Here is a 16,554-nt window from a genome sequence, read left to right on the forward strand (position 1 = left end):
ATTTTTATAAAGACTTAATACAAACACAAATCTTTAACTCATGAAACCAATCAATCTTTGGGACTGGTTAGAGGGGATTATACCCAAAAAATCAATCCGAGTTTTCAACTTTTTAGCGATTATTAGCGTACTTCTTATCGGTGACTTGTGCCAGGCACAAGTGAATACTGGAGGAAGTGCAACTACATCTAATCACAACAAGCAAATCATTGGATATATTACCAATTGGGATGCTTGGAAAGCCGCTAGTGCGGGAGTACCTTCCGCAGGTGCTTTAACACAATTGAATATAGATTATTCAAAATACACAATTCTTAATTTTTCCTTTTTTGGAGTGGCAGTCGACGGGTCATTGCATAGCGGAGATTTAAGAAATAAACAGATCTATCAAGAGGGGCAAGTACAGCAACCAGGAGATCTACTATATGGTGATGTTTATAGTAGTTGGGATTTCTATATTCTTTTTGGAGAAATAGAACCCATTCAGTGGATCAACGAAGATGTCAAACAACGCGCTGAAGCTTTAGGTTTTCAGGTAGAGGTTGGCGGAAATACATGGACACATCCCGAATGGGGATTAAGCGGGGTATTACCACTTCCATTACCAAAAGAAGGTAGCGGAGCCAAAGGACTCCTAGAACTTGCTCATGACAATGGGGTAAAAGTGATGGCTTCCATAGGAGGCTGGAGTATGTGTAAACATTTTCCTGAAATGGCAGCAGATCCGGTAAAACGAGCTCGCTTTATCGAAGACTGCAAAAAGCTAATCAATATGGGCTTTGATGGTATCGATTTGGATTGGGAATATCCAGGGCCTTATGCCGGGATGAACTTTACAGGTACCAACGCCGATTTTGCCAATTTTGCAACTCTGGTTCAAGAGATTAGAACTGCTATTGGCCCAGATAAATTAATCACCGCAGCAATGTCTGCAGATCCAGTAAAATTGGATGGATTCAACTGGCCTCAGTTAGTGAACAGTATGGATTACTTTAATATGATGACCTATGATTTTAACGGAGGATGGTCAAATATTGCAGGACATAATGCACCTATCTATCCATATGATGGAGCCGAAGCGCCAGATTTCAATTGGCAATCTACACTTAACAAACTACTTTCTTTGGGAGTTCCATCGACTAAAATCAATTTTGGGATTCCTTTTTATGGTAGAGGAGTGGTTACCGAAGGTACAGCTGCTCTCAACGCACCTACTTCTAAAAGAAATGTAACGATACAACCTGATGGACCAGTAAGTACATCTGCAGATTATACCAACTGGCCTTTGGATGTGTATGATGGAACACCAAACCACTTTTTTATCAAACAAAAAACTGGAGCAGGTAGTGGATGGACCCGACAATGGGACGATCAGGCCAAAGTACCTTATATGACCAAAGGAAATTTCTTTTTGAGTTATGATGATGAAGAGTCTATAGGAATTAAGGCACAATATATCAACGAGAATAACCTTGGAGGAACTATCGTATGGACTGTTTTTGGAGACCTCGAAATATCAGGTACAGCCCAATCCTTTGGAAATAAGCTAAAACGATGGTCAAATGTAAAATCACCTTTAGTGAATAAGGTAAATGAAGTTTTTGCTACTGGTGGAGGAAATATTAATCCTACGGTATCTATAACATCTCCAGCCAACAATACCGAGTTTTCTGCTGGAGATGATATTGCAATAACAGCTGATGCCAATGACATTGATGGTAGTATTACTAAAGTAGAGTTCTATGCAGGTACAGTTTTGCTAGGAGAAGATTCGTCTGCTCCATATGCCTATACATGGCAGAACGCACCACTGGGACCTAATTCGATAATCGCAAAAGCTTATGATAATGACGGAGCGAGTGCAACAGCAACCGTATCTGTTATTGTTGGTGATATCGACGTAGAAAATCAACTACCTCAAGTAGCTATTACTGCTCCTCAGGAAGGAACTTCATTTGCATCTGGAGCTACTATTGGTATTACTGCTAATGCTTCAGATGCTGATGGAACCATAACCAAGGTAGAATTTTATGATGGAAATGTGCTCTTGGGAGAAGATACTACAGCACCATATAGTTATGACTGGACAGGAGCTTCTTCAGGAAGTCATACGATACAAGTAAGAGCGACAGATAATAGAAACGGAACAAGCCAGGTAGGAGTTACTATTACGGTTACCGGAGGAGACAATTGTTCTGTACCCGCATATGTTCCTGGTCAAGTGTACACAGGAGGGGATAGAGTGTCTTATCAAGGAAATGAGTACGAAGCCAAGTGGTGGACACAAAATAATGACCCCGTAACGAATCGCGAAAATGTTTGGAAACTGATAGGTCCTTGTGGAGATGGTCAAGCGGCCCCACAGGTATCCATCACCTCACCTTCAAGCGGACAAACGTTTACCGAAGGTAGTACAGTAACAATAAATGCAAATGCATCAGATGCGGATGGGAATATCACTAAGGTAGCATTCTACGTGGATGGAAATTTGATTGCCGAAGATACTACTGCACCATATACCACAAACTGGAATAGTACTCTGGGAAGTCATAGCATCACTGCTATTGCTACAGACAATGCTAATTTATCAACTACTTCATCTGCTGTATCCATTTCGGTAAATGCTGATGGAGGTTGCGGTAATAGTAGTTTTAAAGTTGTTGGATATATGCCTAGCTGGCAGGGAGCCGCAAACGGAATTCAATATGATAAATTAACCCATATTAACTATTCTTTCCTACTGCCGAATAGTGATGGTAGTTTACGACCGCTCGAAAATGCTGCAAAAATGCAAGAAATCGTTACTTTGGGGCATGCGCAAGGTGTAAAAGTATTGATTGCTGTGGGAGGATGGATGGATGGTAATGATGCTCCATTTACTACATTGGCAGCAAATCCAACGACAAGAACAGCTTTTATAAATAATCTGGTCAACTTTGTAAATCAATATAATCTTGACGGAGTTGATATGGATTGGGAATATCCTCGAGAAGGGAATGAACCACAACACTTCGAATTGTTAATGCAAGAATTAGGTCAGGCTATGCATAGTCGTGGAAAACTATTGACTGCTGCAGTTGTGGTTTCCGGATGGAATGCAGATGGCGTGCTTAACGGTGTTTTTGATGACGTAGATTTCTTAAATATTATGGCCTATGATGGTCCTGAGCACTCTACAATGGCTCAAGCCGAAGGAGGGTTAAACTATTGGTTAGGCAGAGGATTACCAAAAGAAAAAGCAGTATTGGGAGTTCCTTTTTACAGCCGCCCGCAAGCGCAGAGCTATGCTTCGTTATTAGCACAAGGCGCTAGTCCGAATAGTGATTCTTTTCAAGGAAATAATTATAATGGAATTCCAACCATCAAGGCGAAAACGCAAATGGCATTAGATCGTGCTGGTGGAATCATGATGTGGGAGCTATCTCACGACACTTCAGATCCGAACACCTCTTTATTGGCTGCTATTAACCAAGTAGTAGGAGATCCATGTCAGCCCGATAATGTAGCACCACAAGTTTCTATTACTTCGCCTCCGTCCGGAGCAACATTTACAGTGGGTAATGCTGTTAATATCGCTGCAACGGCATCAGATAGTGATGGTAGTGTCACAAAAGTGACGTTCTACGTGGATGGAAATATGATAGCAGAGGATACAACAGCACCTTATGGGGGCAATTGGACTGCAGTTCAAGGCAATCATACGCTTACTGCAATGGCCACTGACGATAAGGGAGCTACAACCACATCTTCTGCGATAAGCATCGTAGTAAATACTGATGGAAATACTGTTTCTGGAGGAACAATAAGTGGTGGGCCATTTGTATTTACAGTAGGAGATGGTATTGCTGATAATGTTTCGGGAGTTACTTTAACTGGAAATAGCGGAACCAACTCTCAATGGGTGGTTACCGATGATATGGGAACTATACTTGGATTACCTGCAGCTCCAGAGGATGTGAATTTTGATGAAGCCCCTGCTGGGATCTGCCTGATCTGGCATTTAAGCTATGAAGATGGATTAGTAGGTCTTGCAGCCAACAATAATACTGCAGATTTACAGGGAGATTATGATTTTTCAAACTCGATAACTGTTACCAGAAATCCAGCTGATGGAGGCGAGTGTAATGACCCACAATATGTAGAAAATGGAGGGTACGAAGCAGGTAGTGTGGTGCAGAACAATGGTAATTTGTATGAATGTAAACCATATCCATTCTCTGGATGGTGTAATGGTGCTGCTTGGGCCTATGCTCCGGGAGAAGGAACGTATTGGGAAGATGCCTGGACCTTGGTAGGAGCATGCGATAGAGGTAATCCTCCGGGTAACGAAGCACCAACAGTTGCGATTACACAACCGGCAAACGGACAAACATTTACAGCAGGAAGTACTATAACTATTAATGCATCTGCATCAGATAGTGATGGTACAGTGACCAAGGTTGAGTTCTTCAGTAATGGCACCAAAATAGGAGAGGATACCAATAGTCCTTATAGTTATACATGGAGTAATGTATCTACAGGGAATTATACCTTAACTGCCACAGCAACTGATAATGAAAATGCTACAGGTGATGCTACTGCGGTAAATATTTCTGTAGGATCTACAAATCCACCAAATCCAGGAGGAGATTTACCAAGAAGAATTTTGGTTGGGTATTGGCATAATTTTGACAACGGTTCTTCTATACCAAAACTAAGAGATGTATCCGATAAATGGGATGTGATCAATGTATCTTTTGCCATCCCGACGGTACCTAATGGAGCTACAATGGTTTTTACTCCGGATCCAGCGATCTATTCAAGTGTTCAGGAGTTTAAGAATGATGTTGCTTTATTGCAAAGTCGAGGTAAGAAGGTATTAATCTCTATGGGTGGTGCCACCGGAGCTGTAGATGTAGATAGCCCAGCAGATGCTCAAGCTTTCAGTAATTCGATGATCAGTATTCTCAACGAATATGGTTTTGATGGAATGGATATTGATTTTGAAGGTTCTTCAATTTCGTTGGCCACGGGAGATACCGATTTTAAAAACCCAACATCTCCTAAGGTGGTTAATTTAATCAATGCCTTTAGAACTATCCTGAGTCAATATAACTCTGATTTTATATTGTCTATGGCTCCAGAAACGTTATTTGTGCAAGGAGGATTTAGTGGATATGGAGGACCAAGTGGAGCTTATCTTCCATTAATATATGCACTTCGTAACGATATGGATTACATTCATGTGCAACATTACAACACCGGGTGTATGCTTGGTTTAGATGGATTGTGTTATGGATCAGGAAACGCAGATTTTCATGTGGCCATGGCCGATATGTTGCTGCAAGGATTCCCTGTAGCGGGTGGACAACAGTTCCCTGCTTTGCGTCCGGATCAGGTTGCTATAGGATTACCGGCAAGCCCTTCAGCGGCGGGGAGTGGATATACAGAGGCTTCAGAGGTGCATAAGGCATTGGATTATATCATCAAGGGGCAATCCTTTGGAGGGCGCTATACGTTGCGTAACCCTTCTGGATATGCTAATTTCAGAGGATTGATGACTTGGTCTATCAACTGGGATATTGTAGCAGGTTTCGGATTCTCTAATCCGCACAGAGCGTATCTGGATGGTTTGGATACCAGAGCAAGCCTCGTTCAGGAAGAGGAAACTACCGAAGTTACCCTTTCTCCAAACCCAGTTAAAGGAGATGTGATCAACTTAAAATTGGATAATCAAATATCTAACAGCACTTTTGATCTACAAATTTTTAATGCCACAGGTATACAGGTATTACAATACCAAAATACCAAATTACAAAAGGGAAGTAACCTAGCCACTTTTGATGTAAGTCAACTAGAAGAAGGATTATACTTCTATACGATTACTACCACAAAAGGTAAGACCACAGGAAAGCTTATTAAGCGTTAAGCTCTCATTTTTTTGATCACCCGATGATATTAGAATTGCTGTCATCGGGTGATTTTTTCTTTCTCTATTTGGGAATCCTAATTCCCCTCTTAAAACATCAACTATGAAAACACAAAATATATTAGCCAATTATATTGTTTTGATTACTCTTGTGTTCTGCATATTGTTTAGTACAAAGACCATCGCTCAAAACACCCCTGTATCCCAAAATGGTCAACTAAAAGTATGTGGAACACAACTTTGTAACCAATATAATCAACCCGTACAACTGCGTGGAATGAGTACCCATGGTATACAATGGTATGGATGGGAAGATTGTTTAACCGAAGCTTCGCTGGATGCCTTGGCATACGATTGGGAAGCAGATATCCTTCGTATTTCTTTATATGTACAGGAAGGTGGATATGAAACCGATCCGGCTGGATTTACCACACAAGTGAGTCGACTGATTAATGAAGCAACAGAAAGAGGGATGTATGCGCTAATTGATTGGCATCAACTCAGTCCCGGAGATCCAAATGCCAATCTCGAAAATGCTAAAAGATTTTTTGCCGATATAGCCAACGAACATAAGAATAAGAATAATATTATATATGATGTGTGCAATGAACCCAACGGTGCTGGGGTGAACTGGAATCGTATCAAAACATACGCAGATCAGATCATCCCGGTAATTCGTGGGATTGATAACGATGCAGTGGTTCTGGTAGGTACTCAGGGATGGGCAACATTTGGAGTGTCTGGAGAAGGGAATCTACAGGATGTACTCGATAATCCGTTGTCTTTTGATAATGTGATGTATACATTTCATTTTTATGCAAAGAGTCATCAGGATGCATATCTAAATGTTTTGGATCAAGCTTCTAATCAACTGCCTGTTTTTGTCACCGAATTTGGAAGTCAGGAATTTACAGGAGATGGCCAGAATGACTTTATTATGACGCAGCGTTTTATTGATTTGATGCGTCAAAAGAAAATAAGCTGGACCAGTTGGAATTACTCTGATGATACCCGTTCTGGAGCTGCATGGCAGGCAGGAACATGTTCTGGAGGTCCATGGACTACCAATCGATTAAAAGAAGCTGGTAATTGGATACGTGATAAAATTAAATTTCCAGCCGATGATTTTCCAGGGGGTGATCCGGGAGAAACCCAAAGTCCGTATTTAGGGACTCCAGCTGTAATTCCTGGAATTGTAGAGGCAGAAAATTATGATCTTGGCGGTTCTGGTATCGCCTACAACGATCTTAGTTTTGCAAATCAGGGAGGTTCATATCGTACTGATGAGGTCGATGTAGAACCCTGCTCCGAAGGAGGATATAATGTGGGGTGGATCAATGCTGGCGAGTGGTTGGAGTATTCTGTAGATGTACAAGAGACAAAAACGTATGCTCTTGAAGTTCGTGTAGCCGCTATATCCGGAGGGAAACAGTTTCATTTGGAAGTCAACAATCAAGATGTTAGTGGCCCTATGATTGTACCTAATACGGGAGGGTGGCAAGTTTGGCAGACTATTTCAGCTAATGTTCCCCTTACTGCAGGACCACAGATCATACGGGTAGTTATGGATAGTGGTGATTTTAATATTCATCGATTTACATTTACTTCTGAAACAACCCCTGATAATCAATTGCCGATTGTCACGATTACCGCACCCCAACAAGGAGAGACATATACAGCAGGACAAACCGTAACTATTTCTGCAAATGCATCCGATGCAGATGGTAGTGTAACCCGTGTAGAGTTTTTTGTGGATGGAAATAAGATCTCAGAGGATACTTCGGCTCCTTTCGATGCTAGTTGGGTATCAACTACGGGAAGTCATTCAATTTCGGCAATAGTTATCGATAATGATAATGCCAGTAGTACATCTTCTGCTGTTACTATTTCCGTAGAAAACAATACTGGAGGTACGACCTGTACTGATCCACAATATGCTGAAAATGGAGGTTATGTTGCAGGTAGTGTGGTTCAAAATAATGGAAATACATATGAATGTAAACCGTATCCGTTTTCGGGATGGTGTAATGGAGCCGCATGGGCCTATGCACCAGGAGAAGGAACCTATTGGCAAGACGCCTGGACTTTGATTGGTGAATGTGGAGGGGGTAATCCACCCGATGGAAATGAAGTCCCTACCGTGACTATTACACAGCCTAATACCGGGCAATCTTTTGTCGCGGGAAGCACGATTAACATTACGGCTTCAGCTTCAGATACAGATGGAACAATTAGTTTGGTAGAGTTTTTTAGAAACGGTATAAAAATAGGAGAAGATTCCACAGCACCTTATGAGTCGATTTGGACTAATGCCACTACGGGAACTTATACCTTAACAGCTAAAGCAACCGATAACGATAATGCAACCACTGAATCTGCAGCGGTAACTATCACAGTAGGTACTGTAACTCCGCCACCTACCACAGGATTACCAGCCAGAATTTTGAATGGATATTGGCATAATTTTCAAAATGGATCTGGGTTAATCAAATTACGAGATGTCTCTCCTGCTTGGGATGTAATCAATGTATCCTTTGCGGTGTCTAAAATTTCTCCAACCGATGGTGAAATAGGCTTCGAGCTGGACCCTGTTTTTGGGACTATTAATTATGATGTTAATGAATTTAAGTCCGATATTCAATGGTTACAAAGTCAGGGTAAAAAAGTAATCATCTCTATCGGTGGTGCTGAAGGACAAGTACAGTTGAATACCACCTCAGCAAGAGACAAGTTCATTACCTCCATGATTTCGATTATTGAAGAATACGGATTCGATGGGATGGATATTGATTTTGAAGGACAATCTCTTTCGTTTAATCTGGGAGATACCGATTTTGAAAATCCCACCACTCCGGTAATCGTGAATACCATAAATGCGGTGAGAGATGTATGCAACCATTTTGGAGACGATTTTATCCTTACGATGGCACCAGAGACCTTTTTTGTACAGTTAGGATATTCTTTCTATGGAGGAATTTCTGCAGGAGCAGATCGCAGAGCAGGAGCATATTTGCCGTTAATTCATGCGTTGCGTGATAAGCTTACCTTTTTACAGGTACAGTATTATAATTCTGGTTCGATAACGGCATTGGACGATCAGTTTTATGGTATGGGGAATTCAGATTTCTATGTGTCTTTGGTGGATATGTTACTGAAAGGTTTTCCAATAACCAGAGATCAAAGTAAGTTCTTCCCAGCCTTAAGACCTGATCAGATTTTGATTGGAGTTCCGTCAACAGTAAATGCTGGGAATGGTCACACAGGAGCACAAGGTGTAATTACAGCTCTTGATTACCTGATCAAAGGAAATGGATTTGGAGGGCAATACAATCTTACACAAACCTATCCGGCGTTGCGAGGTGTAATGAGTTGGTCTATCAATTGGGATGCGTTCGAAAATAAAAACTTTTCAAATACAGTAAGAGCCTATCTCGATGGATTAGAAAGTCGAAGTAATGAAGTAGCTACATCGCTAAAAGTTAGTACCGAGGAGCTTAGCATATTTCCGAATCCAATACAAAGATATGTACACTTCACTCTAGATACACCAATTCATAATTTCAGCATTGAGATCTACAATATGGTCGGGATGAAAGTATATCACAAAGATGATTTTACCAATAAGAAGGTAAATACATCAGTGAGAATAGATTTGGAACATGTAGCTCCTGGAATGTATTTTTATAAGAGTAGGGTAAACGACAAAAGGTATACAGGAAGATTGATCAAGGAATAATAGTAAGTAACTCTTAAAACTAACAATTATGAAAACGATCAAAACACAAACGATCCTGCTTTTATTTACATCCTTATGCTGCCATTTGTCAATTGCACAAAACTGGACTTTGGTTTGGCAAGACGAATTTACAAATGGAATAAGTACAGACTGGGTTTTCGAAACCGGAAATGGAAGTTCTGGATGGGGTAATAATGAACTTCAGTATTATCAACAGCAAAATGCTACTGTTGAAAATGGCAATCTGGTCATAACGGCCCGGCAAGAATCTGTAGGAGGTTACAATTATACCTCGGCAAGAATGAAAACCCAGGGAAGAAAATCCTGGAAGTACGGGAAGGTTGAAGCTCGTATTGCAATGCCTTCATTTACGGGTTCCTGGCCTGCATTTTGGATGTTGGGCGATAATATTTCATCAATAGGCTGGCCAGCTTGCGGAGAAATAGATATTATGGAGCATGTAAATACCGAAACACAAACTCACGGAACCATCCATTGGCAGGATCATAATAATCTATATGCTAATTATAGTGGGGCTACTCCTGTAGGCAATGTTACGGATTTTCATGTGTATACCATAGAATGGGATGCCAATGCTATCAAATGGTATGTGGATAACATCCTGTATCACGAAGCTAGTATTGCCAACGGAGTAAATGGAACTTCGGAGTTTCATGACAATTTTTTCATTTTACTCAATATGGCGATAGGAGGAAATTGGCCTGGATTTGCGGTGGATAATACTGCTTTTCCTGGAAGGATGTTAGTAGATTATGTTCGAGTGTATCAACAAACGAATGCGCCTTCAGGACTTGTAAATCTTTTTCAGCATTGTGATTACGGAGGCTATAGCGTACCTCTAAATGAAGGTAGCTACTCTATGAATCAACTGCAGGCACTTGGGTTGGTGGATAATGATATTTCTTCAGTTCGCGTTCAGGATGGATATCAGATTACCATGTATGAACATGATAATTTTACAGGAACATCTTTACTAAAAACAAGTGATGATAACTGCTTAGTAAATGAAGGGTTTAATGATATTATGAGTTCGGCAATCGTGTCCAAAATTCAACCTTCTTGGTCTACACGTATCGAAGCAGAAAACAGTGTCGTACAGTCTGGAACTCAAACAGAACCTTGCTCTGAAGGCGGGCTTAATGTAGGTTGGATTGATGCTAATGACTGGTTGGTTTGGGATGTAACTATTCCAAGAACAGGAAGTTATTCTGTTGAATATCGGGTGGCGAGTCCCAATACTGGAGGGAGACTTCAATTTGAAAAGGCAGGTGGAGCACCTGTTTATGGCACCCTAGATATTCCTAATACAGGAGACTGGCAAAACTGGACCACTATAACGCATATGGTCAACTTAGAACAAGGAGTTCAGCAAATAGCGATAAAAGCTCTTTCGGGAGGATGGAATATCAATTGGCTCGAGATACGATCTACGACCAATACACTTACTTCCAAGTTAAAATTAGATCCGAGCAAAGAAGAACACTTAATCATTTACCCTGTTCCTGCTACGCATGAAATTCGATTGGAAGGTGCAAAAGCCCAAACTTCTCTTGGTATTTATAACCTAGATGGAGATCTACTGCTAACCACTAAAACGAAGGCGGATGATACCTCTTTGATTATAGATGTGCATGAATTGCCTTCAGGAATGTATGTAGTAAAAGACTTTAAAACCGGTAAAACCAAACGTTTTACAAAACAATAAACCAAAAGAATACATGTAAGGCCTGCCTGGGCCTTTGCTACCCCTAGCACTTTTTAAAATAATACTAATCTAAATTTTGATATTATGAAAAAAATTAAACTGTGCTCATTTTTTCTGTTTTTATTGAGTTTTTCTCAACTTACTTTTTCGCACGGGACCGTCATTTGGCCCCCTAGTCGAATTTACAATTGTTACAACAATCCAACAACTAGTATATGTCAACCTTGTGGCAATGCAGTCTATAATTGGATGGGAGTTCTACAACCGGATACTAATTTTGGTAGACACCAGGATTTTGTGCCGGATGGTCAAATTGCCAGCGGAGGTAATGGTAGCGCAATAGATTTTAGTTGCCTGGATGCGTTAACGAATGCCTGGCCCGCAACAACAGTTAATCATGGATATATAGATGTGCAATGGCAAAATACAGCACCGCATAAAACACAATATTATAAGGTGTATATTACTCCTTTGGATTGGGACCCTACGCAACCATTACACTGGAATGACTTGTTAGAAATTGGTCATGTTGGTCAAAGCCCAGCAGCAGCATTTACTACGATTAGATCTTTTATTCCCGATTCTTATGCTGGCAAACGAGCTGCTCTGGTAAGTGTTTGGCAACGGGACTATAACGAAAGTCACGAAGCATTTTATTCGGTAAGCGATATCATGGTTGATGGTTCAACCGGATGTAATACAGGAGATTCGATAGCTGTTACTTTTAGTAACACCACCGATTGCACACTTCAGTATTTTCAAGATAGTACTCTTATGGGAACAGCCACTGCTGGCAATGTATATGATACGAACACTACAGTAGGTAGCCAATGGCAGTCAAAAGATCTTTCTAACCATCTAATTAGTGAATTTACAGTGAATTGTGAGCAACTGGTTTATACTTCTGTAGGGAATTGTGAAGGTGCTGGAAGTGATGAATGTGATGGTTTGACTACTTGGCTGCCTACAACAATTTATATAGGTGGTGATCAAGTGGCATACAATGGAGTGACGTACCAGGCAAAATGGTGGACCCAAGGAGATAATCCGGAAGTCAATTCAGGTCAGTGGGATGTATGGAAAAATATGGGAGACTGCACCGGTACTACTCGTAATAGTTTCAAGCAAACGTTTGAAATTAAAAGCGTTTCGAATGCATTTGGAAATGTTTCGGAAGTAACATACCAAGTAGATATGCCCAGGAAGTTAACCATGACGATACGAAGTTTATCCAATCAAAAAGTGTTAACCGTATTTGAAAATGAACCTAAAACACCAGAGATACACCTGCATTCTTTTGATACGAAAAGCTTGGCTCCAGGAATTTATTTATGTGTTTTAGAGGATCAAAATGGAGCTTTTACAAGCCATAAAATCATTGTTAGATAGTATGAAATGGGTAAATGGAAGCGTGATTTGTCGAATACTAAATCAATGCCTTCGGATACTAGTTTAGTACCAGTAAATAAGCAATGTAGAACGTACTTTTGGGAGGTCAAAAACCAAACGACCACACCAAAACCAATTTATATCTAAACCTAATACAAACTCAACTATTATGAAAAAGACAATCGCAAAGTCATTGTTTTTAGGGCTTTTGGTTACTGCATGTACCCATGAGACCTTTGATGATACGATTCTCAATCAATCGTCAAAAGAAGAAACCGTAGAAGTAGCTTTTCCTGATGAAACAGGTAAAGTAAGTGAAATGTACTATGCCGGAGAGAAACTGGCCATCGAGGAAATCAATGGACAGTTTATTATGGAGGGAGACATCATTTTCGAAAAAGACATGTTAACCCGAGATCCAGAAAGACTTGTTTTTGAACCTGGGGAAAGTGGAGCCAACAAAAGTGTGGGTAGAACCGGAGGGCGTTGGCCCAATAATACGGTATATTACACTATTGATTCAGGTTTGCCTAAGCAGTACCGAGTTACTGATGCCATAGCTCATTGGGAAGCTAATACTGCTTTAACTTTTGTACGCCGTACCAATCAATCCAACTACATACGATTTAGAAAAGGATCAGGATGTTCTTCAAGCGTAGGAATGATTGGAGGGCGACAGAATATTAATCTAGCAGATGGTTGCTCTACCGGGAGTACGATCCATGAGATTGGTCATGCTGTAGGATTATGGCATGAACAAAGTAGAGCAGATCGAGACGACTGGATCACCATACAATGGCAAAACATCCAATCTGGTAAAGAACACAATTTTCAAACCTATGTACAACGAGGACGTGATGGGGATGAATACACAAACAGCCTGGATTTTGGATCGATCATGATGTATAGCTCAAGATCATTTTCTAAAAATGGACAACGTACGATCACCAAAAAAGACGGAAGTGGGTATAGTACACAACGTAATGGATTATCGGCAGGAGATCTAGCCGGGATCAATAAAATGTATCCAGCCGATGGAGGAGGAGAAGAGTACGAAAACGGAAATTACTATACGATCCACGGAGTTCGTGTATACCGTTGGAACGACCAATGGTGGTATTACGATCGTAGTCAAAGTCGTTGGAGACGTGTAGAATTAAGAGGTACCACCTGGTATTATATAAGTTAAGCATACGTTTAACAATCGTCATTGAGTTGTCCCCAGGATCTTTAAGAATCTGGGGATTTCTTTTTTTAGAATGTTTTTTTAGTTACTTTAATCAGGATCTTACTCGTGATTGTTTAATTTAGGTTTAGACCGTTATTTATGAAAGTAATCTATTGGACATCAACCTTATTGTTATCAGCAATTTTGTTGTGGAGTGCTATTGCTTATTTGACCAATAAAGAAATGATCGAAGGAGTTAAATCTCTGGGTTTTCCTGATTTTTTTAGAATACAATTAGCTGTTCTAAAAATTCTGGCGGTAGTCGTATTACTGGTTCCACAAGTACCTGTTCAAGTTAAAGAATGGGGGTATGCCGGGATAGGACTATTTTTTGTCACCGCGATTGTAGCTCATATTGCTCATAAAGATGGTTGGGGGATTACAGTGATCAACCTCGTATTTATTGTTGTATTGATCACATCAAATATATATTTACACAAACTATTACCTACTCGTTAAGCTTTAAAAAGAATCAGATTGATTTATCAAATAAAACGAACGCTTCTCAAAATAATATATCGGAATTTGCCCAGCAATTCCTAGTTTTGTGGACTGAGAAAAATTACAAAAACAAGGTGTAATGTCCATTTACCAAAAAATAGCTGCTGTAGGCACCAAATATTTAGGGAAAGATGTCCTTTTTAAATACGGATTCAATTTATCACCCATGTATCGGCGTAGTACTGGTCGTGTAATTCAGGCATCAAAAGATCTGTTGCATATTCGGATACGTATTAAGATCAGTTACAAAAACAAAAACTATGTGAGCTCTATTTTTGGAGGCAGTATGTTCTCAGCAGTAGATCCTATTCCTATGGTGCAATTAATGAATCTGATTGGAGATGATTATGTGGTGTGGGACAAATCTGCTCAAGTATTTTTTAAACGACCAGCCAAAGAGCATTTGTATGCAGACTTTACTTATACAGTAGAGGAACTCAATGATATTACTCGTAGAGTACAGCAGGAAAAAGAGATCGAGATCGAAAAAATAACTTATCTCACCAATAAGGACAACAATAAAACCTTTTGTGAAGTTCGAAAGATCATTTACATAGCGGATAAGGCCTTTTATAAAGAAAAACGAAAGCAAGCCCAACAGCGCTAACAATAGCTGCAATTGACTTTTTATTTCTTACATTTATAAATGCTAATACTTACCTGTAATGCAAGAAATAAAGATCTATAAATCGCCTTGGAAAGCCATAAAATTGATGCTTTTGTGCTCGTTGTTTGTGATACCTGGTATTTGGTTGCTTACAACTGATGCTCCCGGGTGGGTCATCTGGTTAGCGATAGGTTTTTTTGGATTGGGTTATCCAATTGGGATCTATAATTTATTAGATCGCAGACCACAAATTATTATCAATACCATTGGGATTTTTGATCGTACTGCGCATAATGAGTTTATCAACTGGGAGCTAATACAAGATGCCTATCCCATAAGCATTAGCGGGCAGGAATTTGTATGTTTAGTGATCGATGAGCAGTTTAAACCTTCACATAAGCAAAGCCGTTTTAAACGGAATGTAGTGCGATGGAATGAAGCTTTGGGCGCGCAAGAACTGAACCTGAATCTAGGTCAGGTAAAAGTAGATGCAGTAAAGTTGACCTATCTTATTGTTGCTATGATACAGGCCGAGGTAGATCATCGTGAGCAACTCTTAAAAACCTTACCTTCTCCTGCCTAAAAATAAGCTTATTTTGTTTATGATTCTTATTTATTTTTTAATGAAAAGGAGTATATTAGTGTTGATAAATTGGTTGACCAAGCCTGAAAAGCCGTAGGTATATACCGTATATTAAAATTGTTAGTTTTTTAATCTAAAGCGTAATAAGAACAGATTTTAACCATTAATCAATTGAGACCAATACTCACTTAAAACCTAAATAAAATGAATACTCAAAAAGAAGTCAAACTATCTTCAAATTGGACTAGTTTTGGATTGTATGCGGCTGGTATATTTACATTATTTCTTTTGGCTATAGGTTTATTTGCGGTAATAGAATATGAATTCAATGAACGAATGTTATTAGGGGGAGTATTATTACTCTTACTGGTAGTATTAGTAATTTATCAATTTCTGTATGCTTGCGATGCACGAATTGTAGGAGATAAAATTGTTTTAAAAAGAAATTTAGACGGGCTAAATCGTATTCTTTTGATAAAATCGGGTATCCTGATTCATTTCAATTAAAAAAGACAAAATACATAACAGTAGAAATGAAAAATGATGATGGAACATTTGAGACTTATCTTATTATTAATACCAGATCCTTTCTATTTCCTGAAAATAAAGATGCCGAACGAGTATTGATAAATCTAAGAAATATTGCCAGGATGCAAAAACAATAAGAGTTATCTATATGGATAAATTTTTCGATCTAAGCATCATCATCTTTATCTCGACCCTTTTTGGGTAATCGTTTTGCTTCCTTCAAGCTTTTATGGATCATCCATTCGATTTGGCCATTAACACTACGAAACTCATCATCAGCCCATTTTTCGATTTGTTTAAATAGCTCTGGGTCAATACGAAGTACAAATGATTTTCTTTTACTCACAA

The 16,554-nt window shown here is 39.6% G+C and carries 11 protein-coding genes; 10 read left to right on the forward strand and 1 reads right to left on the reverse strand.

Translation table 11 applies throughout. The features are described 5' to 3' along the window. Positions 1-40: 40 nt before the first annotated feature. The 10 genes from AC0L3Q_RS08585 to AC0L3Q_RS08630 all read left to right on the forward strand — a co-directional run bounded on the left by AC0L3Q_RS08585 (position 41) and on the right by AC0L3Q_RS08630 (position 16,343). Entirely contained in the window at positions 41-5,908 is a 5,868-nt protein-coding gene (locus AC0L3Q_RS08585) for a glycosyl hydrolase family 18 protein (RefSeq protein WP_473286190.1), read from the forward strand. Positions 5,909-6,011: 103 nt separating this feature from the next. After that, positions 6,012-9,644: a cellulase family glycosylhydrolase gene (locus tag AC0L3Q_RS08590; RefSeq protein WP_473286191.1), complete on the forward strand. Its 3,633-nt coding sequence runs from the start codon at positions 6,012-6,014 to the stop codon at positions 9,642-9,644. Positions 9,645-9,672: 28 nt separating this feature from the next. Further along, on the forward strand, positions 9,673-11,370 hold the full coding sequence (locus AC0L3Q_RS08595) for a carbohydrate-binding protein (RefSeq protein ID WP_473286192.1): 1,698 nt from the start codon (positions 9,673-9,675) through the stop codon (positions 11,368-11,370). A gap of 84 nt (positions 11,371-11,454) precedes the next feature. Then, on the forward strand, positions 11,455-12,759 hold the full coding sequence (locus AC0L3Q_RS08600; RefSeq protein WP_473286193.1) for a lytic polysaccharide monooxygenase: 1,305 nt from the start codon (positions 11,455-11,457) through the stop codon (positions 12,757-12,759). Between the two features lie 169 nt (positions 12,760-12,928). Then, positions 12,929-13,948, forward strand: a complete 1,020-nt coding sequence (locus AC0L3Q_RS08605) for a M12 family metallopeptidase (protein ID WP_473286194.1) — start codon at positions 12,929-12,931, stop codon at positions 13,946-13,948. A 138-nt stretch (positions 13,949-14,086) separates the two neighbouring features. Beyond that, entirely contained in the window at positions 14,087-14,446 is a 360-nt protein-coding gene (locus tag AC0L3Q_RS08610; RefSeq protein ID WP_473286195.1) for a DoxX family protein, read from the forward strand. Between the two features lie 121 nt (positions 14,447-14,567). After that, on the forward strand, positions 14,568-15,095 hold the full coding sequence (locus tag AC0L3Q_RS08615; protein ID WP_473286196.1) for a DUF4442 domain-containing protein: 528 nt from the start codon (positions 14,568-14,570) through the stop codon (positions 15,093-15,095). A 58-nt stretch (positions 15,096-15,153) separates the two neighbouring features. Beyond that, on the forward strand, positions 15,154-15,678 hold the full coding sequence (locus AC0L3Q_RS08620) for an STM3941 family protein (protein ID WP_473286197.1): 525 nt from the start codon (positions 15,154-15,156) through the stop codon (positions 15,676-15,678). A 204-nt stretch (positions 15,679-15,882) separates the two neighbouring features. Continuing rightward, positions 15,883-16,185, forward strand: coding sequence for a hypothetical protein (locus AC0L3Q_RS08625; protein WP_473286198.1), 303 nt, complete (start codon positions 15,883-15,885; stop codon positions 16,183-16,185). 26 nt (positions 16,186-16,211) lie between these two features. Then, the gene (locus AC0L3Q_RS08630) at positions 16,212-16,343 is read left to right on the forward strand and encodes a hypothetical protein (protein ID WP_473286199.1); all 132 of its coding nucleotides are present in this window, start codon (positions 16,212-16,214) and stop codon (positions 16,341-16,343) included. A gap of 29 nt (positions 16,344-16,372) precedes the next feature. Here the strand turns inward: AC0L3Q_RS08630 and AC0L3Q_RS08635 are convergent, their stop codons facing one another. Next, entirely contained in the window at positions 16,373-16,552 is a 180-nt protein-coding gene (locus tag AC0L3Q_RS08635; RefSeq protein WP_073314726.1) for a type II toxin-antitoxin system antitoxin, read from the reverse strand. Between the last annotated feature and the right edge of the window lie 2 nt (positions 16,553-16,554).

The organism is Aquimarina sp. KJ22-3 (assembly GCF_055808215.1).